A 20,887-nucleotide genomic window follows, 5' to 3' on the forward strand; every position below is an offset into this window, starting at 1 on the left:
TTTTGGATTTTGGATTGAATCTAAAATCCAAAATCCAAAATCGCATACTTTCTCGGCATCAAGTGAATTGCTGGCTTAAAGCCACCGGGTTGTGGACTGTGATCTTTTTCTTGTGGATCGAGATCATGGTTTCTTGTCTGAGATCCCCGAGCAAACGAGTCACAGTTACCCGCGTCGAGCCGATCGCTTCGGCGATCGCCTGGTGGGACAGCTTCAAATCTATCGTAATCCCCTCTGTACCGGGCACGCCAAAATCCCGGCACAGAATCAGCAAAAAGCTGACGAGTCTCGAACCCATATCTCGGTGCGCCAGCGTTTCAATCATCATCTCGGTTTGCAAAATCCGAGACGACAGTCCCCGCAGCATCACCATCGAGAGTTCCGGGTCTTCCTTGAGCGCTTTCTCGACTTGTTCGATCGGCAGCGAGATCAACTCTACAGGCGTAAAGGCCACCGCGTGGTAAAACCTGTCCGATCGGTGTCCCGTAATCAGAGACAGCACCCCAAATACGCTATTTTCGCGCAGGAGGGCGACTGTAATTTCTTCCCCTGCTTCGTACACCCTGGAGAGCTTCACAGCACCTCTAATGAGAACGTAGACGCGCTCAGCCGGGTCTCCAGGGAAAAAAATTGTCTTGCCCCGTTCAAAGGTTTCCACAATGGGTGGAAACGCCCCGCCGCTGATTTGGCGGAACACGGCTGCTAGCGGTCTATCATGCGTCACGACTAGATCCTTTGTACTAATCAATACTTTATAACTTGCCGATTAACCTTTATTGAGTAAATATACAGCCCAACCTCCAATATCCAAGGATTCGGTTACTTCCATCTAATGTTAAGGTAAACACGCACTGTATGATTAAATCTAGCCCTTCTCTTAACTTTTTCAATTCCGCCCCCATGTAGCTCCACAGCAAAATTAATATCAATTGTGTCTCAATTGTGTCTCAATTGTGTCTGAATCAGTTAAAGCTGAATCAGTTGTGTCTAAACTGCCGGGGTTGTCGCAGAGAGCCAATGAGAACGGTGCTAGTTGCTTCTAGAAGAAATACAGATGATAGATTTGACCGGAAAAAATGCTCTTGTTACGGGCATTGCCAACAATCGCTCGATCGCCTGGGGCATCGCTCAGCAGCTCCACAAAGCTGGGGCCAACCTCGGCATAACTTATTTGAAGGACGAGAAAGGCAAGCACGAGCGCAAAGTCGCTGAACTGGTGGAACCGCTCAATCCCAGTCTGTATTTGCCCTGCAATGTCCAAGACGAGAGCGAAATTGAGTCTACTTTTCAAACCATCGCCGACAAGTGGGGCAAGTTAGATATCTTGATCCACTGTCTGGCTTTTGCCGGCAAGGACGAACTTTCGGGAGATTTCACCAACACATCGCGCCAAGGTTTCTCCAATGCTTTGGATATTAGCGCTTACTCGCTGGTGCGGCTTTGTGCTGCTGCTAAACCGCTGATGGCCGAGGGCGGCAGTATTGTGACCCTGACTTATTTGGGCGGCGTCCGGGTAGTTCCTAACTATAATGTGATGGGAATTGCTAAGGCGGCTTTGGAAATGAATGTTCGCTATCTGGCTGCTGAACTGGGCCCGTTAAATATTCGGGTAAATGCGATTTCTTCGGGCCCGATTCGGACTCTGGCTTCGTCAGCAGTTGGCGGTATTCTGGACATGATCCATCACGTTGAGGAAGTGGCGCCGCTGCGGCGGACGGTGACTCAGCAGGAAGTGGGAAATGCTGCGGCTTTTCTGTGCAGCAATCTCGCTAGCGGGATTACGGGTCAAGTTTTGTATGTCGATGCCGGTTACGAAATCATGGGAATGTAACGGTAGTCGAGAGTTGTGAGTTATGTAGGGGCGGGTTTAGACAATAAACTTTAACTTTAACAAGTAAGTTTTATGCAAAAGCCGCCCCTTTCGATAGTTTTGAGTTTTGCTTGCATAATTCTCTTAACTAAACACTTGAGAATTAGCGCTTATCAAGCTGTAATCTTCAATTACTAATTATCAATAACTAATGAATGACCAATTGCGAATTATGGAGATAATCGATCGCCCTTCTGTACCTCCTGCAACTTCAGTTCAACCAGCTAGGGCCGCCTTGGTGAAACGCACGACACTGGAAACGGATGTCACGGCCAGTCTCAATCTCGACGGTGTGGGAACTTGCAAGGCGTCTACGGGGATTCCGTTTTTAGACCATATGTTGCACCAGATTGCTTCTCACGGATTGATCGATTTGGACGTGCAGGCGATCGGTGATTTGGAGATTGACGACCACCACACGAACGAAGATGTGGGAATTACTTTAGGCCAAGCGCTAGCAAAAGCTGTCGGGGATCGATCGGGCATTTCTCGCTTCGGACATTTCATCGCACCTTTGGATGAAGCTTTAATTGAGGTAGTGCTAGATTTTTCGGGACGCCCTCACTTAAGTTACAGCTTGGAAATTCCCAACCAGCGGATCGGCACTTACGATACCGAATTAGTGAAAGAGTTTTTTTCGGCGGTGGTGAACCACACTCAAATGACACTGCACATTCGACAATTGCAGGGCGGAAATTCTCATCACATTGTAGAAGCGGCGTTTAAAGCATTTGCGCGAGCTCTGCGGATGGCGGTAGAAATCGATCCGCGCCGCGCCAGCCGGATTCCGAGTTCTAAAGGGGTTTTGTAGTTTGGGGTTTGTAGTAGCGTTTGGGCGCTACTACGAACCTGTCATACCATGTCCAGTTAAATAGTTATAATACTTTGCTGATGAGTTGGCAAAGAAAAAACAGAAGTCTTTACTACACAAAGGTTTATCGACACTTTTACTAACCAGCCACACTCAATCTATCATGACTTAGGCAACTGGCACAGTTAGTAAGGTGCGTCAGACCAGAAAACCTTGATAATTGTTAGAAAAATTCCTCGGAGGCACTCTACAATTCGATTTGAGTGTGACACGCTTGCTTTATTCCTGTCTATCCAAACTTCGTCAAGAACCGGAAAGCATCGAGTACGTGACTCGCGCAAACGTAAGGCGAAGTATTGTAAAAAGCTTGCCAAGCAGCCGCTTTGTCTTCGTCGTACTTATCGGCTCTTTCCTGGTGTTTTCCTAGCCAATTCAGCCGCACCGCGTGACCGACTAATACATCTAAAACGATGTATTCTTCTACTTGCAAATCTGGGTTCCGCTGGGCGATCGCCGCCAACTCCATCAGCGCCTCAATATTGACTTGTCGGTATTCCGGCGCCACAATCTTATTCAACAAATGCTCGATTTGTAGCGCGAAATTCTTTTCTCCAGGCGTCATTTCCGATAATATAATATGGCTATCTAACCGATTGCGCCGCTCTAATTTGTCGCCAATTATCAAGCCTTTGCAGTGCCGCAGCAGTCCCCAAACACTCGGATAAAAATCCTTCGGTACGCGATTGACAGTACCTTCCATTTGCCGCTTCCGGCGCCATCCTCCCCCAGGCATTTGCGGTTCTTCGGAAACAGGCGCTACTACCCATTCAATATCTTTTTCCGCCTGTTTGACGCGCAGGGATTCTTGCTGTTTGAGGATTTGATTCATTTCCTCGTATTCTGTCAACACTTGGCGCAGGCGATTTTTGATTTCAAAGGGACTTAGCTGCATTAAATGTTCGTAAGCTTCATTTTGGGTCACTCCCAATTCGCGGGCTAATTCGCTTGTTAACAGCAGAATAAAGTAACTAACTCTCAGTGTCAGCAGACCTTTAAATAATTGCGGTTCTGCTTTAATTAGGACGCTGAGGTAAATTAGAATTTCTTGGGTGAGAACTCGATCGCGAATATCTTCTCCGCAGAATTGGCGAATTTTGTCCATCACTTCCGTGTAAGAACCTGGTCGCGAAATTATCGAATCTTCGCTGTAGGCTTTCCCCACAGCAATTTGTTTTTGCCGCACCAAAATATCTGTCACCGCATCGGACAAGCTGATATCAACTTTGTCCAGCAAACCTGCGGCATGGCGGATGACTGCCCATTGGATTTTTGATTGCGAACTTTCTCCAGCTTTTGTATAAACTTCGTTGAGCAAATCTACAACTGTAACTGTTTCTTCTGCACCTCCAAATCCTGTATTAAAATTTAATCCTTTGAGTCTAACTAAGGTGTGCAGCAACTCAATTTGTTCGTACAAATTTTCCGAATCTCGCAGGCTATTTAGCAAAAAATTAGTATTAGTTTCGCACTCTAATTTAAATTCTTGCGTGTGACCTAAAGGCCAAGTTTTTTCAGGATTGTAAGTTAGATAGCTGCGCGTTTCTACTGCACCAGTCACCGGAGATTCGGTAAATTCAAAATCGTGCATGAGATCAATTTTTTCGGTGCCAGCAGTCAGCATTAACTGCTTAAGATTTCCGAGTTTAACTGGCGTTTTATTACAGTGTCCATCCCGGAATTCTTTCATTAATTCTAACAACGCTTCCCGCCCGGTTTCCAGCATCGTGTGAGTCAGCATCAGCGTTACCGTAGGGCGTCCCAACTGATACCAGTGGCGGTGAATGTGAGCTATTTCGCTCTTGATTTGAGCTACTAAAAAATGGTAATCTAAAGTTAAGTAAAACTCTTGCCTGTTCAAAAATGAGGGGAGAAATACGATCGCCTCTTCGCGAATTTTAAACACCCGAGAAGTTGTTAAACTCCGCAGACGGCGCACGGGGCGGCCGGTTAAGCCTAATTGGTCGTTGCGTCCAATTTGCGTGTAAATAGCTGATAATTCTTTAGTCTGGCGGACTTGAATGGGTTCTACCTGTTTTGGGGTTTGGGCAGCAATGCCGTTAGTGGCTAATTGTGCTTGCAAATCTTCGTCTTCAGCTAACAGTGCAATTTGCACTAAAGGTTCTCTGTGTTGACCCACTGAGAGGTGCCTTCCCAGCGGGTCGATGTCCCCAACTGCGATTAATCCTTCGTTCAGCAATTGACCGAGAAAATACAAACTTTGCGCCCAAACGAGGGGAATATTTTCATTGGGTAAGCGCTGCTGGCTGCGGGGATTTAGCTTTTCTGCTTCTATATTTTCGGCGGGGACGTAGTACAATTCGGGTAGCAGCGGCAAACCAGAGCGATCGACTGCCAAAGATTCCAAACGCTGCTGGTACTCTTGCACTTGAGCTTGATTTCCCTGAAATATGCCGTCCAAGAGCAAATAAGTGAAAAATAGCGGCCACTCGCATTCAATGTGCTCGAACTGCCTTAATTCTGTGGGTTCGTAGTGCAGGCGATCGGCATCTTCCAACACTGTTTGGTGTCCGTCCCGCAGAAACCGCTTGCAGCCGTATTTTCCTTGCAATTTGTCAATAATCTTATTTCGAGTCCGTTCTATTAATTCTCGATCTTCCACAGCAAAAGCCGGAAAACTAATCACGCTCAATAAAGCGGCATCTACTTCTTTTGAACTAGATTCGCGAGGCAAAAGCGATTCCAAAGTTATGCGACTTCTGGCAATTTCGTCGGGCAAAACGTGAATAACTGACGCTTGAGAACCTTGAATACCGAACAAATCCAACCCATTTATTGCTTCCAGCGCTGCTTTGGCCATGCCAACCGAACTGGCGTTCAATTCGGCATTGCCGCGATTGATTTTATGGCCTCTTTCCCAAATTCCGTAATCCGGCGTGCGGTAGGCTCTACCGATGTAGTAAACTAAATTTTGCACGAAATTGACTTCATCTATTGTAAAAATTACGTGCAGCCCGGAAGCCGTCATTTGAGCAAGAATTAATAAGAATATAGATGTAGCGTCTAACTGTAAATGTCCCCACTTGTCATCACCGACCACAATACCTCCAGTTTGAGTATTGTATTTAGCGTGCAGCGCATCTAGCGGCCACTGAGTATTTTTAAAACGTTCTACTTTACTCGATTGCTGCATCATCGCAAACAGCAAGCCCCGCATCAGTTTGACTGTGCTGTGTTCGAGTTCAAATGTTCTGCCCTGATCGCCATCAATTTTGCGGTAAGCTAAACCCAAACCCCAAACCGCGAGAATGCTGTACACGTTGTCGCGCACCCAGGCATCGGTGTAGTCGCCGTGAGCGTTAACGGCGGTACTCGCCGGCAGCAAACCAGTAATTGGATTTTGGCGCTTGAGGATGATGTTTTTGATTTGCTGGTAGTAATAATCTAACCTGGTTTGCCGCTGGGTTTTTGCGATCGCCATTTCGTTTTCCTTCTTTTTCCTGATGCGAATAGATTTGCGGTGAATAGACTTTTAAATATATCAGATATTAGATCGTTTCTCAAGTTATCCAAACACAAAAAGGTAATTGCCATGTCTACCCAAAACCACAATAACAACAGCGTTCCTTTCGTGAAAGTTGTCTACTCTACAGTGAAAATAAATGGTAAAATAGAGCTAGTACCTATGGAATGGTACGCAGACGGCTCTGTCAAAAAAATCGAACACTAATGCTCGATCGCACTTGGCTGGCCAACTCTAATGAACTTGCGCGACCCGTCGCTTACAAAAAAACCGGTTTCTGGGCCACCGAACGATGACTTAACAGACTCTTGGTGGCACAAACCGGGTTTTTTGCGGCCAAGACTGGTCTAGCGTCGATCGCCAATCTCAGCTAATTTAAATAACTAGGTGTGTAGGAATCTCAAAGAAAAAAATATGGATGGATCGCGCCCGCAATTTTCAGTGCTGGGACTACCAGTTCACATATTAGATGATTATGCAGGTTGGCTGATGCAGCGCCTGCATCAAGGGTTAGGAAGTCACGTCGTGACGCTGAATGCTGAAATGGCCATGCAAGCCGAGCAAAATCAGGCTTTAGCAGATGTAATCCGCAAAGCGGAACTGGTGATTCCCGACGGTTCGGGAGTGGTGCTGTACTTGCGGCTGCGTGGCAAACCGGCACAGCGCTATCCGGGGATTGAATTAGCAGAATCGCTGCTGCAACAAGCGGGAAAATTGCCTGATTCGGAACCACTATTTTTCTTTGGAGGTTCCCCCGGAGTGGCGGCTGCTGCGGCAGAAAATTGGCAACAAAAGGTTAACGGATTGTCGATTGCTTCTCAACACGGTTATCTTTCCGCAGATGAAGAGAAAGACTTCCGTGAAAGCCTCAAACAAATGCAGCCCAAACTGATTTTTGTCGGCTTGGGAGTGCCGCGCCAAGAATTTTGGATTGCCGAACACCGACACCTTTGTCCTCAGTCAATTTGGGTGGGAGTTGGTGGCAGTTTTGATATTTGGGCGGGAACAAAAGACCGCGCGCCGGCTTGGTTTTGCGACAATCATTTAGAATGGTTGTACCGGCTTTATCAAGAACCTTGGCGGTGGCGGAGGATGTTAGCTTTGCCACAGTTTGCATTGAAAGCTTTGGGGCATTTTCGAGCTTAAAAGCTGCCACAATAAAATAGATTCCTCGTGAGGACTCAAGTTCTCACGAGGAACCTATTGCCCTTAGACAATGTAAGGAGAATCGATCGCCTTTGCCCGATTAATCGCCACCAAAGTCTGGTAAATCAAAGCCGAAATCTCAGCGCGGGTAATATCCCGCTGTGGCGAAAGCCAATCGCGGGAAGGATAATTAACCACAATCTTCAAAGCAGTTGCTGTCGCGATCGCACTCAAAGCATAATTAGGAATTTGAGAACGATCGTTGTAAACTTTCAAAGAATCAGGATTGCCGCCCTTGAGTTCCAAACCGTTAACCAAAGACACGATCGCGTCAGCCTTAGTCAAATTCTGATTCGGGCCGAACTTCAACCCCGGAAACCCCGCCAAAAACCCCCCCCGATTTGCCCGTTCGATCGCACTTCTCGCCCAAAAAGTAGCAGAAACATCAATAAAATTTGTAGCCGGCACCCTCGGAATCGGACTAAACGCACTCACCAACAGCGCCGCATATTGAGCACGATTTAAACTCTCATCCGGCCTAAAAGAACCGTCAGGAAAACCGCTAATTATATTCGCCGCAGCCAAAGCTTCAATAAACTTCTGTGCCCAATGTCCAGAAATATCGCTGAACACCGCACCGCCGATATTCGGATTGCCGCCACCCTTTCTCACCGCCGCTTGCACAGCTTTAAAAGCATTCACTTTCCCGTAACCAAACCAATCGCTGCGACCGCTGTTAGGATCGTAATTTCCCAGGCGATTGCCCAACTGGGGATCGGGATCGAGATCGACAATTTTCTCAGCAGTTTGTTCGAGAATTCCCCGCACTTCCCGCGCCGTCAAACGGGGGTTAGCCGAAAGTATCAACCCTGCAACCCCAGCGACTACTGGAGTGGCGCTGGAAGTACCGCCAAAAGTATCAGTATAGTCCCCCCAGTCGTAGCCCCGATCGCCTACTCGATCAGCAGTAAACACCCCCAAACCCGGCAAATACTGCGTCACCTCCGGCGGCGTGCCGATATATCCGGTTTCTGGCAACCAAGTTCCCGGCGGTGCGTTGTTGCTGGGGGCGCAAACCGAGATGCTGGTGCCCCAATTGCTGTAGGCTGCTTTTTTGTTGAGGGAAGTGGAAGCGCTGACGGCAATTACGTCGGGGTGAACAGCAAATCCGTTTAGCCATCTAGTTTGACCCTCCACGACGTTGTTGGGCCAGCCTTTCTCGTTAACAGTACCGTTGACGGGGCGGTTGGCATTGCCCGCTGCGAACAGAATAACGCAGCCTCTGCCGCCCCGCCCTTGGGTTGCTGCTTTGGTGATAACGGCACTCTGCCGCAGGGAAAGGGGATAGTAAACTGCAGCAGGCCCCCAACTGCAAGAAATGACGGCGGCACCTTTTTCGATCGCCCAATTAAATATTTTTTCGACAGAATTGTCATCGAGAAAACCACTGGTACGGATGGGCATCAGGGCGCATCCGGGGGCGACGCCGACAATGCCTTTGCCGTTCTCTTCTGCAACGGCGACGCCGGCACAACTTGTGCCGTGGTTGTCTGAGTCTGCGACTGGCATCGGGGAAGTGTCGCCGTCTTTGAAATCGATGGGTGAGACAATTTTGCCTTGGCCTTGAAAATCTGGGTGGGTGATGTCAACTGAATCGTCGGCAATGGCAATTACGATCGATCGAACTCCGCGAGTCATGTCCCAAGCTGGTTCTGCATAAATTTGAGCACCGCCGACAAGTTGGTTGCCGCCTTTGTTGTTGAGATACCACTGTTTGGGATAAAGCGGATCGCGGGGCGTGTAATGCTGCTGCGTCTCTACTAAAATGTTTGGTTCCGCTACGAGAACTTCTGGATATCTTGTCAGGCGGTTGGCAATTTTGACCGGGTTTTCTGTTGCTTGTTTTGTGACTTCGCAGACGAAGGTGTTGGGAATTCCTTCCACTGGCCGGACTATGTTTAAAGCTGCTGCATTGGCGATCGCCTTTCGCGATTGTTCGTCTACTTGTTCGCCAAATTGAATCGTAATTTGGTCGGTTAAATAAAAGAATGTACTCGGATTGTTCGCGGGGCAATAGACGTGGCTGGCAAAAGCTACGGCATCGCTGGCGCGGGCTGCTTGCATTGCTGCTTCTAGGCTAGAGGGCGCAACGAGATATTCATCGAGATTGCTTTGGCCGACGCGGCGGTTGAGTTTTGCCCCAGTTGTTGCAGCCCAATCGTTTGAGGCTGATGCTGTTGATGAGGGGCGGACTGTAAAGCGATCGTCCGCTTTTGACAGCAGCAATTCGTCGCCGCCGCGCTGCAAAATCACTGCCAGACTTTCATCGGGGACTCCGATACCTTGATAATTTTGGAGAGTGTCGGAGGTCGGTTTGCTGGGTTGTACCATTAGAAATATTCCTGTTTAATTTTGATGTAGATTTATCAAACATATTTATAAGCTGTCAGGGATGTTTTCACCCTGAGGGGTTTGAAACTGTAACTAACAGCGGTAGGGCCCGTCCTCAGCACCTTACTAACTCCATTAGTCTCAAGCGAGAGAGACCAAAGTTTGTGTAGGATCGGTTTCAACCGGCGATTTTTATTCGACGGCTGAGTGTTTTTTAGATAAACCACCTCACAGAAAACTTGTTTTGAGCTTTTCTCCCGATCGCACCCTTTGACATTTCAACAAATTTGGTGTACACTTAGCCGGTTGCGATCGCCAATGGTAAGATCGGCTCAAGCTAAATATTTTTTTAAGGCGCACAGGCGCAAAGTAATTTCATGGTATACTCTGGAACTGTTTGCTGGCTTCGCTCCACTGCCCGGATTACGATCGGGGCGATCGCAGCTTTTACCCTGTTGCAACCGCTCCAAGTCCAAGCACAACAACCTTCTGGGCCAGAGAACCAACCCCAAGTCGAACCCGCCGACGACCCCACAGACCCCAACAATCTTCGCCCTCTGACGCAAGACAGCAGTCTGCTGAGCGTCCCAGGAGGCCAGCGTTTGATGACAGAAGCCAGCAGTGCTATTTCCAATCAGAATTACGCACTGGCTACTCAAAAACTCCAAGAATCCCGCCAAATTTTCAATCAACTGTCCAACTTCTACCAACAACTGGGTAGCAGTTTTGCCGGAATTGACATCCGCTTGGCCGAAAGCCACCGCACCAAAGCTGTAGAAACAGCCCAAATGCGCGACGAAGCTACCTACCGACTGGCGTTGGTACACCGGGCGCAAAATAAGCCCGAACTGGCGGTGCCCCTGCTGATTCAGATTATTCGATCGCAGCAGCCAACTCGCGACTTGGGCAAGAAAGCTTACCAGCAGTTACTGGAATTGGGTTTTGTGGATTCGCCCTTTCCCCGGCCTGCCAGCAGTCAACCGAGCTCATCGAAAAAATAGTTCCACTAAAATCTAAATTACAGCCGTTTATCAGAGAAACCAATGGTTACACCGTCTCAAGTAGCAGAAATGATTAAGGCAGGGTTGCCTGACGCTAAAATACAAGTTGACGATTTGACCGGTGGCGGTGACCACTACCAGGCGAGAGTCGTCTCTGCAGCCTTTGAAGGAAAAAGCCGAGTACAGCAGCACCAAATGGTCTACGGCGCTCTCAAACAGGCAATGGCTAGTGAAGCCATCCACGCTTTGGGCTTGGAAACCTTAACTCCCACAGAATGGGAAGCGAAAAGTCAAGTTGCTTAATAGTTGATCGGCAATTGGGAATCACAAGTTTGTGCTTCTGTCAATAGTTGCTTGAAATACAACTGCTGCACTTACGCACAAAAACCAAAGAAACCGGCTTTCTTAACCGGAATCTATGGCTGTAACGAAAGATTGTCCTAAAAAACCCGGTTTCTGCGTCAGTCAACGTTTAAAAATTTTCAAACAATATTAGGAGCTACCATGACTACAGCAGCACATGAAAGAATTGACGAATTGGTTAAGCAAAACAAAATCATGGTATTTATGAAGGGCAATAAGTTAATGCCCCAGTGTGGTTTTTCTAATACTGTGGTGCAAATTCTCAATACTTTGGGAGTACCTTACGAAACTGTTGATGTTTTGGCCGACCAGGAAATTCGTCAAGGCGTTAAAGAGTATTCCAACTGGCCGACAATTCCCCAAGTTTATATCAACGGCGAGTTTATTGGTGGCTCGGATATTATGATCGAGATGTATCAAAAGGGCGAATTGCAAGAAGTTGTAGAAGTGGCTTTGGCTTCTTAAATTAGACCGAAAAAACATATCCCCGACTTCTTTAAGAAGCCGGGGAAATAACAGCAATCGCGTTTTACGTTGAATTAGGTTAATTTACTTAATTATTCGTTAGAGCAAGACTAAATCATTTGTGAATTTCTTACTTCCTCCCCGCGGGTTCGGGGAAGGTTGGGATGGGGTAAAAAATTTACGACTCATTTAGGATTGCTATACCAGGCAGAGCCTGGGAACGCACTGCGGTCGGCTATGCCTCGAATTTTTAGGCTCCGAAAGCGAGGCAGAGCATCTGGACATTGGTTCCCAGGCAGAGCCAGGGAACCCGTTACAATTGCCAATTCCCCATTGCCAATTCCCCATTGCCAATTCCCAATTCCCAATTCATCAAGGGTTTATCCAACCGAATTTGCTATTTAATAGTAGTCGGCTTCAGTTTGGGTCTGTGGCATTGCAAAATTGGAGGGGTCGTGAATGTAACGCGCTGCTTCTTCCTCTAGTCTGTGAATCAGATAGGGTTCCAAACCGTTGGAATGCCGCAGGGCTGCTAAATACCCGTCTAAGTAAAGCCGCAGGTCATCGAAGCGATAACCTCTATTCCACATTTCGACGAGGGCGTCGGTGAGTTTCTGGTAGTGCCGGATTGTTTGGGTGTCTTGTAGCATGGTGTGAGGTTGAAATCCTTTGTGGTTTGTATAATGACGGCGGGATTTAGGAATGGCCTCGATTGATGCTGAGTGGCTCAGCTTGAGGCTATTTCTAAATAAAAGTTTTTACCCTGCTCAACAGGCTACCCTCCATAAAAAATTTCACTCGTTGCAATGCAGTTGCTCGACTTTTTGCGCGCACCTTGATAATTCGCTGTGCGTTTAATGGAGTCGGGATGTGGCTGAATTTGACGGTCAAAGTGGCTGAGTGTTCCGGCTACCGAGCGAACGGTTGGAGGAATTCTAGTTTCACTTGCGCGATTTGTCAACCTCCTGGGAGTGGGGGCTGGGTCGGGGGGATCGCTTTTAGCAGGCGGTTGGGGCATGGGATCGATCGGCTTTACACTGTCTTATTTTCATTGTAAGCTTACCGCCAGAATGATTTCACCTTTCTGCAGGCTGACCCTCCCAAATTAACCCAATATTTAAAATTCCTACCCTGGGTGTGTCCGCTGCTTTAAACGTAGCTCATGCTTGAGTAGCGATGGTTACAAAAGCTTGACAAAAGCTCTGTTAACCTTGTAGCAATTAGTGATATGGGAAGCTCGCCTCTGTGGAATCTGCAAGTATTTCAATTGTTGAAGGGAATCCGCACCTGCGATCGCTCTTGGGCTGGCATCTACAGCAAGTCGGTCACTGGGTGCACCAGTCAGCGGATATCAGTCACGCTAGGGAAATATTTTTCAGCCGCCAGCCAACCCTAGTCATTCTGGATGCCCAATTGCCGGATGGGGACGGTTTGGAATTTTGCCACTGGCTGCAACAGCAGCAGCAGTCACTGATTTTGATGCTGTCGGCGCGGAATTCGGAATCGGATATTGTTGAAGGTTTGAAGGCGGGCGCAGACGATTACCTGACTAAACCCTTTGGGATGCAAGAGTTTATGGCCAGGGTGGAAGCTCTGATGCGCCGTAACCGCACAATGATACCGCCGGCGACGCTGGAGTGCGGGCTGCTGAAAATTGATTTGGTGCAGCGCCGAGTCAGGTTGTACGAGGAACATATTGAGCTGACTCCCCAGGAATTTAGCCTGCTTTACGTGCTAGCTCAAGCTGGAGGAGTGCCACTGTCGCGCTCGGATTTGCTGCGGAGGGCCTGGCCCGATGCTATTGATAACCCCCGGACGATCGACACTCACGTACTCTCTCTGCGTAAAAAAATCGAAATCGACCCGCGACAGCCGAGCCTGATTCAAACTGTACGGAATGTCGGCTACCGACTGAATCTGGAGTTGTTAAATGGGAATCAACGGCTTTCTCCGCTGGTACCCGGAGCTGTGAGTTCTTAAACTACGATCGGGCTATAAGTCGGATTTTATTTTGGGAATTGATTGGCGATCGCATCGGTTTTCGCAGCCATAATAAAATCATTGCGGTGCAGTCCAGAAATCGCGTGAGTCCACCAAGTAACGGTAACTTTTCCCCACTCGGTTAACACTGCGGGGTGATGTCCTTCGGTTTCTGCTGCTTCGCCGACGCTATTTGTAAAGGCGATCGCGCTTTTGAAATCGGGGAATTCGTAGGTGCGTTCTATTTGGGGAATGCCCTTTTTTTCGATTAAATTCCAGTCGGGAATTTGAGGTTTTAGCTGGACAATTTCGTAAGCTGTGAGGCGGGGAGAGTTTGGGCGGCAGGCGGCACAGCGTTCTTTTGCTAAAGGTTCCATAAATTGCTTGTTAGCGATCGGATGCTAAAAGATATTATAGACATTTTCTAATCGCAGCAAGTAGCTGGGCGCAACGTAACTAGCAAAAGAGGCAGAGGCGATCACTGTTTCGCTCAGAAGTTATAACACCCGTTTCATATTATTATAATATGCTAATCTGATTTTGAGTATTGATGTTACTACACTAAAAGTTTGTTTTTAAAGTTCAATTCACGATGGGCTATCGTCCTTTTTTACCTATACTGATTAAAAGAGCGATCGCACTTTCGAGTTAACATCCTGAAGAAATTTTCTTGTGGGGTGTCCCGGCCGCCGATAAGCAACAGGCTTTCCGGGCTGTTCCACAAATAATGAATTTTCTTGTCGGTTAGCAACAGGCTTTCGGGCCTGTTCCACAAATAATAAATTTTCTTGTGGAGTGTCCCGCCCGAACAGGCTTTCCGGGCTGTTCCACATTAGATGCACCACAGTTTACTCACTTTCTTCTTCAACTTTTTCTACATCAATCGCCGCTTTCTTGAAAGGACAATCATTACAACAATAGAGTTTCGATACTTCCTCGCTCTTTAAAGTTTGTTCGAGAGGGCAACGCGACACTTCCTGTTGATTTTTGTCAAAGCAGAGGTGAAAACCTACTAACCCAAAAGTCAACACTATCCCCGCCGAAGAATTGATGGCACCGACTACAGTACCGAGAATCGCCTCTCCAATCATCCATTGCTGCTGTTTTGATAATCCCATAAACCATTTCCAACTCAACTAATTTGAGTGTGGAATTTCGGGATACCCGAAGGCAAAGAATGGCTGGAACTGTGCTAGAATCGGCATTAGGGATATTCGGGACTGTCATTCGGTATCGGGATTCCCGAAACTTTCCCGAAACTTTTTTTAGCAATTTACTTTCCGAAGCTATGCCCAAGCAGGGAAAAGGCGAAAAGTCTCGGCAGCGAGTGATTGATTTGGTTGAGGCGCTGCTAGATTATGCGTTGAATGATACAAGTCGCATTTCTAATCTTCGCGTCAGTTGGAAAGATAACACCACTGATTTACAAGTCACGGCGAAGCTGGAAGCCCTGCGCCACTTGCTGAAAGATAAAGGCAGCTTTAAACCAACTGAGAAAACATCTGACTTGCAAGTTAGAAAGTACATCGGCGAGGTACTGACTGATTATCTCGGAAAAAAGCTGAAAATTCTAAAAGATAACCGCCCGGAGACGGCAAGGCGGGGTTGTAGCGATTGGAATTTTACTCTGAAGCTGTGGAGTAGAGACAAAAAAGAGAATTTGCAAAAGTTGGCAGAAGTGTGGGACGTTAACGGCGAACCCGGTATCAGCAGTCAGATTAACAGGGGACAAAATACTGACGGCAAAAGCGAGAATGATGATGTGCCTGCAGATGCCCCTCCCGACAAAGCAATCAGGGTGGCTTTCTCTCAACTACCTGACTCTATTCCTGTGTGGAAAGGGCGGGATGAATTGGTGGAAAATTTAACGGCAAAATTAGTACAGATGCTGCCGGATGGAACTTCGCCGCCGAAAGTATTGGCGATAATCGGGCAAGGCGGTATGGGCAAAACGAGTTTGGCTGTCAAACTTGCAGAAGCATTGGGAGTGAATTGGCAGAAGTCTGTTTTTCAAAAGGGGGAAAGTTTGCCCGGTGGCGATTATGAGTGCGCGATGTATTTCGAGGCAAAGGAGGGAACGAGTTTTGATGACGTGGCTAAATTTCTGTTAAGTGAAGGTTTGGGGATTCAGGCTGCGGAAGTGTTGAATACTCCCGATGAAAAGATTGCAAAAATTATGGCTGGCTTGCAACAAACTCGCTGTCTTTTGGTACTCGACAACCTGGAATCTATTTTGCATCCTGCTGTTGATGCGGGAAATCCAGACATTTTGGCTGCGGCGCAGGTACATCGAGCAATTTCACCGGATTGGGGTAAGTTGCTGAATGCTTTGGTTTATCAGCAGCACCAATCGCAAACGATTTTAACCAGCCGGGAAGTGCCTGCGGATTTGGCACATACCCGCTATCCGGGGTTAGCACCGGATTCGGAATTGGTGCATATAGAAATGTTGCAAGGTGTGGATTTAGCGGCGGGTGTCGAGATTTTGCGGCAGCGAAAGTTGACTGATACATTAGCTGATTTGCAGTGGATATCTCAGCGGGTTGAAGGTCATGTTTTTTTATTAACTCAATTGGCCGCTCTCGGCAAGGGAAAACCGGGGTATCTGCGGAAGCATCCCGAATTGGTAACGAAGAATGCACAACCGATGTTGCGAGAACAACTAACAAGGCAAAGTGAAGCGGCAAGAGATTTACTGCGTCGGATGTGTGTTTTGCGAGTGCCGATAGATGTCAGGGGTTTAACTTTTTTGCGACTGTATACGGAGGAGATTGAAAAAGATATCCGCTTTCAATTAGCAGCAGAATTAGCAGCACCTGCGGAATTTACAGACGCAGAAATTAACGAGACAAAATCAATTTTACAGCGATTAGTCGGTGCGAGTTTGGTGGAGAGTCGTTATGACGAGGAGAAATGTGAGGATTTTTATGATTTGCACCGGGTGATTGAGGAGTTTTTGCAAGGGGAATATAGAAATGAACTGCCAAAGCTGCTGCAAAGTGTTTATAAGTTTTACTGTACTGGTAAAACTGTGGATAATTCTCAAAGTTTAGCCGATTTACAAGCTGTTCTAGAAGCTCAACATTTTGCCTTTAGGTTGGGCAACTATCGCGAAGCTTACTACTTAATCCCAGATAAATACTTAACAAGGTGGGGATACTGGAATTTATCAAAAGAATTGTACGAGCAAATATTACCTTATGTTGAAGGCCCTCGACGTTCCTATTGCTTGAGTGTATTATGTGCAATTCATGGGTATTTGGGGAATTTGGATTTAGCAAAAAAATTTTTTCAAGATGCACTAGCGATCGCAGAAGAAGAAGATAATAAGAGCGGCATAGTATATTCTTGGGCATTCTTGGGATATATAGAGGAATGTCGCGGCAATTGGGATGGAGCAGAGAAACTCTACGGGCAACATTTGGAAATGATGACAGAATTGGGCGATCTATCGGGCATGGCAACTTCTTGGGGATTGTTGGGAGGTATCGAGCGAAATCGCGGCAATTGGGATGAAGCTGAGAAACTCTTCCGGCAATCTTTGGCATTGAGCACAGAATTGGGCGATCGCCCAGGGATGGCAACTTCGATCGGTAGTCTCGGAGAAAATGAGCTCGCTAGAGGCAATATAGATACAGCAGAACAACTGTTAACAGAAGCTTTAGGAAAAATGCAAAAACTGGGGACGACTTGGCATATTGCCGAATTTAACTACTATTTCGCACGACTTGAGCGAAAGCGCGGCAACACAGAAGTTGCTCAACAACATTACGATACAGCACATCAAATTTTTCAACAATTGGGAGCAGCCAAGGATTTGGAGAGAATCGATAGAGAATGGCACAGCACCGATTAGAACAGGGATATGGGATTGAAGGAGGCGATCTTTGCTAACAACAAACACGTCAAACATTCAGTCCGGCCGGGGTTGAAACCGCTGCCGGACTTCGGGAGAATGAAACAGCCCTGGGGGGTGAGGGGGAATTTGGTGCTTAGACAATATCAACCGATCAGCTTTTTAATCAAATCCAACTTACCTAGATAGGGAGCGTATCGCCATTTTAAGTCAAGTAAAAATGACTTTTGCAGCACGCTTTTTTGATGCGAAAAGGTGTCAAAAGTTGCTTTGCCGTGATAGGTGCCGATGCCGCTGTCGCCAACTCCGCCAAAAGGTAAATAGCTTAGTCCGCCTTGCATAACCGTGTCGTTTATGCAAACTCCGCCGGAAGAAGTTTCCCGCAAAACTCGCTCTTGTTTCTCTTTATCCTTCGAGAACAAATACAAAGCTAGGGGTTTGGGACGGGCGTTGATTTGGGCGATCGCCTCCCCGAAATCATCATACTCCAAAACTGGCAAAATCGGCCCGAAAATCTCATCCTGCATCACTGGCGAATCCCAGGAAACCTTGTCGAGAACCGTCGGTGCAATATATTTATCTTCGGGGTTTGTTTGACCGCCGGCGACAATTTCTCCGTCTTTCATTAACTCTGCCAAACGTCCTAAATGATGCTGATTGATAATTCGGGAATAGTCGGGACTTTTCTGAGGCTCGTCGCCGTAAAATTCGTGAATGGCTGTTTTAATTGCCTGGATTAAATCTGGTTTAACTTTTTTATGAACTAACAGGTAATCAGGAGCGATACAAGTTTGACCAGCATTGATAAATTTGCCCCACGCAATGCGTTTAGCAGTGTATTCAAGTTGAATATCTGAGTCTACAATGCAAGGACTTTTGCCGCCTAATTCTAATGTGACAGGTGTCAGGTGTTTGGCGGCGGCTTGCATCACTATTTTACCGACTTTTGTGCCTCCGGTAAAGAAGATGTGGTCGAATTTTTCCGCTAATAATTGTTGACTGGTTTCGACTCCTCCTTCGACGGCGGCTACATAAGCGGGATCGAAGGTTTTGGTAATCAAGTCGGCGACAACTGCCGACGTGTGCGAGGCGACTTCTGAAGGTTTGAGGATGGCGCAGTTGCCTGCGGCGATCGCCCCGATCAAGGGTGATATCATTAGCTGAAATGGGTAATTCCAAGGCCCGATGATTAAAACTACGCCCAAAGGTTCTGGGTAAATGCGGGCCGATGCTGGAAATTGCTCGATCGAAGTACGCACTTTTTTCGGCTTTACCCACGATTTAACGTTTTTGATGGCATAATTAATGTCTGCGATCGTAGCCAGTTCAAAATAAGCCTCGTACTCCGGCTTGTTCAAATCAGCGTTGACAGCATCCACAATCCGTGATTGATTGGAAGCGATCGCACTTTTGAGATTCTTGAGTTGTTCGATCCGAAAATCCACATCCTTAGTTTTCCCAGTCGCAAAAAATTGCCGCTGCTGCTGGATAATATCGCTGACTCTGATTACCATATTTATTCCTCCATGTCTATCAATAAATGTTACAACAGGAAAACGGAACTTGGGTAAAGTGCGATCGGTGTTAAAGCGCAGACTTCTTCAAGAAGTCTACGCTCTGGGCTTTATGCTATAACTTATAAGGTATTAATTGTAGATTTTTAATTTGAGTTAAGTCATGAAAATCTCTAAGAACGATTTTTTTTTCTATTCCTGCTGGCTGCTTTGCTTGCTTGCAGTAGCAGGATGTACCTCTAAGCCCCAAAAGCAAGTTGTCATCTGCTCGAAAGACTTTACCGAACAAGTCATCCTTGCAGAAATTTTAGCACGCCATATAGAAGCTAAAACAGATATCAAAGTAGAACGAGAACTGAATCTTGGAGGTTCGCTTTGCCATCAATCCCTCACAGCAGGTAAAATCGATTTGTACGTCGAATACACGGGTACTGCTTACGCCAACCTGCTCAAACAAAAACCGATTTCTGACCCCAAAAAAGTCCTCGATTACCTCAAACAAGAATATCCCAAACAGTTTAAAGCTGAGTGGACAGAACCGCTGGGATTTAATAACAGTTTTGCGATTATTGTGCGGGGAGACGATGCGAAAAAACTCAATTTACAAACTCTCTCGCAACTTGGGAAAGCTGCACCTAAACTCCGGGCTGGTTTCGGCCCAGAATTTAACGAGAGAGAAGATGGATTTCCCGGATTGGCTAAAACTTACGGGATTAAGTTTCGAGAAGAACCGAAGGAGTTGCTGTTAGGATTGCTTTATCAAGCGCTGCAACAAAAAGAAGTAGATGTGATTGCTGGTAATACGACGGACGGTTTGATTCAAAGTTTAGGTTTAGTAGTTCTCAAGGATGACAAGAACTATTTCCCGCCCTACGAAGCAGTTCCGGTTGTGCGATCGCAAATTTTGGATAAATACCCAGAATTGCGTCAAGTGCTCGCAGAATTGGGCGGCAAAATCTCCGAGGAAGATATGCGGAAACTAAACTACCAAGTTGATAAACAACAGCAGGAAGCCGGACAAGTGGCGCGGGAGTTTTTGCAGCAAAAATTGGGCTTTTCAAATCCCGAACCTAGCGCAAAGTAATCGGCACTTTCTCTCCTACAAGTTCACTTTATATGCGTAGCAGCTTACTTAGAACAGGAGTTTAAACTAAGACAGAATAAAGAGATGCATTACTGTAGATTGAATGCACTAAAAAATGAAAAATAAACAACTTGAGCTAGTCCTAAACAAGTAATGATAAATTGTAGTGACGGATAAAATACCCAATCGCACCGATGTGATTATTGAATGACTTAGAAAAAGATAAGGTCTTTCGTACCAAACGAGACATTCGTTGTCGGAGAGTGTTATTGAAGCGCTCGATATAAGTGGTTTTACCCGTTTCTTTCCCGACCGCCTGATGCCGCTTACTTGGTAACACCTTCGAGTAAGCCGCCCAGAAATCCGTGTAGACGACGGCACATTGTCGATAGACCCGCGGTAATGATTTCCATAATTCACTCGCGGCTGCCGAGTCTCTTGCCCCAATGTAAACCCCGACAATTTCACGGGTCTTGGCGTCTAAAGCTAACCCTCTTTTGTCACTCTACGCAGAGGAAAAATAGCAATAAGGGATATTGAGGTTTGGAAAAATTGAACGAGTTAAATTATTGACAAGCATTTGAAGTTTAAAAAAGCCCTCGGATAACTTAGGAACAGTAAAAACTTATAGCCAAGGTTTAATAAAGTTAAATAGTACAAATGGTTGAAGTATTAAACGGAGGTTGTTAAGAATATTCTTCCACCCATTTCCTGGATCCCCCCCAGGATGTGATGAAAAATTAGATTCAGATTGTGGTGGTAATTTTAACAGTTGTTCAGAGTGGACACTAACCATCAAATAAGCGCTAAAAATAATTTCCCACCACTTTTCTATTTGTGAATAATTAGTTAAGCGAAAATCTGC

Annotated in this window: 18 protein-coding genes and 2 pseudogenes; 10 read left to right on the forward strand and 10 right to left on the reverse strand. The window is 46.6% G+C overall.

The genetic code is table 11. The features are described from left to right. Positions 1-58 precede the first annotated feature (58 nt). Positions 59-724, reverse strand: a complete 666-nt coding sequence (gene ntcA, locus QUB25_RS11125) for a global nitrogen regulator NtcA (RefSeq protein ID WP_006634020.1) — start codon at positions 722-724, stop codon at positions 59-61. A 330-nt stretch (positions 725-1,054) separates the two neighbouring features. Here ntcA and fabI point away from each other — a divergent pair, with 330 nt between their 5' ends. Then, complete coding sequence (gene fabI / locus QUB25_RS11130; RefSeq protein WP_333038047.1) at positions 1,055-1,831, forward strand: enoyl-ACP reductase FabI; 777 nt, start codon at positions 1,055-1,057, stop codon at positions 1,829-1,831. 211 nt (positions 1,832-2,042) lie between these two features. Continuing rightward, positions 2,043-2,681 (forward strand): imidazoleglycerol-phosphate dehydratase HisB, encoded by a 639-nt coding sequence (gene hisB / locus QUB25_RS11135; RefSeq protein WP_190657741.1) that lies wholly within the window; start codon positions 2,043-2,045, stop codon positions 2,679-2,681. Positions 2,682-2,970: 289 nt separating this feature from the next. Here hisB and QUB25_RS11140 read toward each other — a convergent pair whose 3' ends face one another. Then, entirely contained in the window at positions 2,971-6,180 is a 3,210-nt protein-coding gene (locus tag QUB25_RS11140; RefSeq protein WP_333183362.1) for a glycoside hydrolase family 15 protein, read from the reverse strand. A gap of 111 nt (positions 6,181-6,291) precedes the next feature. Between QUB25_RS11140 and QUB25_RS11145 the strand changes: the two genes are divergently transcribed. Then, positions 6,292-6,429: a hypothetical protein gene (locus QUB25_RS11145; protein WP_333183364.1), complete on the forward strand. Its 138-nt coding sequence runs from the start codon at positions 6,292-6,294 to the stop codon at positions 6,427-6,429. Positions 6,430-6,636: 207 nt separating this feature from the next. Further along, positions 6,637-7,368 (forward strand): WecB/TagA/CpsF family glycosyltransferase, encoded by a 732-nt coding sequence (locus QUB25_RS11150; protein WP_333183366.1) that lies wholly within the window; start codon positions 6,637-6,639, stop codon positions 7,366-7,368. A 63-nt stretch (positions 7,369-7,431) separates the two neighbouring features. On the opposite strand, the gene QUB25_RS11155 is transcribed toward QUB25_RS11150, so the two are convergent. Then, positions 7,432-9,759, reverse strand: coding sequence for a S8 family serine peptidase (locus QUB25_RS11155; protein WP_333183368.1), 2,328 nt, complete (start codon positions 9,757-9,759; stop codon positions 7,432-7,434). A 377-nt stretch (positions 9,760-10,136) separates the two neighbouring features. Here QUB25_RS11155 and QUB25_RS11160 point away from each other — a divergent pair, with 377 nt between their 5' ends. From QUB25_RS11160 to grxD, 3 genes are all read left to right on the forward strand, one after another. Next, positions 10,137-10,760 carry a hypothetical protein gene (locus QUB25_RS11160; protein ID WP_333063180.1) on the forward strand — a complete coding sequence of 208 codons (624 nt, stop codon included), beginning with the start codon at positions 10,137-10,139 and terminating at the stop codon, positions 10,758-10,760. Positions 10,761-10,802: 42 nt separating this feature from the next. Beyond that, entirely contained in the window at positions 10,803-11,063 is a 261-nt protein-coding gene (locus tag QUB25_RS11165; protein ID WP_333183370.1) for a BolA family transcriptional regulator, read from the forward strand. A 201-nt stretch (positions 11,064-11,264) separates the two neighbouring features. After that, complete coding sequence (gene grxD / locus QUB25_RS11170) at positions 11,265-11,588, forward strand: Grx4 family monothiol glutaredoxin (protein ID WP_333042762.1); 324 nt, start codon at positions 11,265-11,267, stop codon at positions 11,586-11,588. Between the two features lie 401 nt (positions 11,589-11,989). Here grxD and QUB25_RS11175 read toward each other — a convergent pair whose 3' ends face one another. Continuing rightward, positions 11,990-12,238, reverse strand: a complete 249-nt coding sequence (locus tag QUB25_RS11175; protein ID WP_006634037.1) for a DUF6761 family protein — start codon at positions 12,236-12,238, stop codon at positions 11,990-11,992. A 595-nt stretch (positions 12,239-12,833) separates the two neighbouring features. Between QUB25_RS11175 and QUB25_RS11180 the strand changes: the two genes are divergently transcribed. After that, a complete protein-coding gene (locus QUB25_RS11180) occupies positions 12,834-13,568 on the forward strand; it encodes a response regulator transcription factor (RefSeq protein WP_333063182.1) in 735 nt (244 codons plus the stop codon). A gap of 26 nt (positions 13,569-13,594) precedes the next feature. On the opposite strand, the gene QUB25_RS11185 is transcribed toward QUB25_RS11180, so the two are convergent. From QUB25_RS11185 to QUB25_RS11195, 3 genes are all read right to left on the reverse strand, one after another. Beyond that, positions 13,595-13,945, reverse strand: coding sequence for a 4a-hydroxytetrahydrobiopterin dehydratase (locus QUB25_RS11185; protein WP_333183371.1), 351 nt, complete (start codon positions 13,943-13,945; stop codon positions 13,595-13,597). 246 nt (positions 13,946-14,191) lie between these two features. Next, positions 14,192-14,413 carry a hypothetical protein gene (locus tag QUB25_RS11190; RefSeq protein WP_333183372.1) on the reverse strand — a complete coding sequence of 74 codons (222 nt, stop codon included), beginning with the start codon at positions 14,411-14,413 and terminating at the stop codon, positions 14,192-14,194. Positions 14,414-14,416: 3 nt separating this feature from the next. After that, on the reverse strand, positions 14,417-14,686 hold the full coding sequence (locus tag QUB25_RS11195; RefSeq protein WP_333183373.1) for a hypothetical protein: 270 nt from the start codon (positions 14,684-14,686) through the stop codon (positions 14,417-14,419). A 59-nt stretch (positions 14,687-14,745) separates the two neighbouring features. Between QUB25_RS11195 and QUB25_RS11200 the strand changes: the two genes are divergently transcribed. Continuing rightward, positions 14,746-17,424 (forward strand): tetratricopeptide repeat protein, encoded by a 2,679-nt coding sequence (locus QUB25_RS11200; RefSeq protein ID WP_333183374.1) that lies wholly within the window; start codon positions 14,746-14,748, stop codon positions 17,422-17,424. A 146-nt stretch (positions 17,425-17,570) separates the two neighbouring features. Here QUB25_RS11200 and QUB25_RS11205 read toward each other — a convergent pair whose 3' ends face one another. Then, positions 17,571-18,938 carry an aldehyde dehydrogenase gene (locus QUB25_RS11205; RefSeq protein ID WP_333183375.1) on the reverse strand — a complete coding sequence of 456 codons (1,368 nt, stop codon included), beginning with the start codon at positions 18,936-18,938 and terminating at the stop codon, positions 17,571-17,573. Between the two features lie 163 nt (positions 18,939-19,101). Between QUB25_RS11205 and QUB25_RS11210 the strand changes: the two genes are divergently transcribed. After that, positions 19,102-20,022: a glycine betaine ABC transporter substrate-binding protein gene (locus QUB25_RS11210; RefSeq protein WP_333183376.1), complete on the forward strand. Its 921-nt coding sequence runs from the start codon at positions 19,102-19,104 to the stop codon at positions 20,020-20,022. Between the two features lie 142 nt (positions 20,023-20,164). Here QUB25_RS11210 and QUB25_RS11215 read toward each other — a convergent pair. Together QUB25_RS11215 and QUB25_RS11220 are read right to left on the reverse strand one after the other, a co-directional pair. After that, positions 20,165-20,512: pseudogene (locus QUB25_RS11215) on the reverse strand (IS1 family transposase); the annotation flags it as partial. Between the two features lie 15 nt (positions 20,513-20,527). Beyond that, positions 20,528-20,887: pseudogene (locus tag QUB25_RS11220) on the reverse strand (IS701 family transposase); the annotation flags it as partial.

Source organism: Microcoleus sp. B3-D7 (assembly GCF_036705305.1).
In the GTDB taxonomy this organism is placed as follows: domain Bacteria; phylum Cyanobacteriota; class Cyanobacteriia; order Cyanobacteriales; family Microcoleaceae; genus Microcoleus.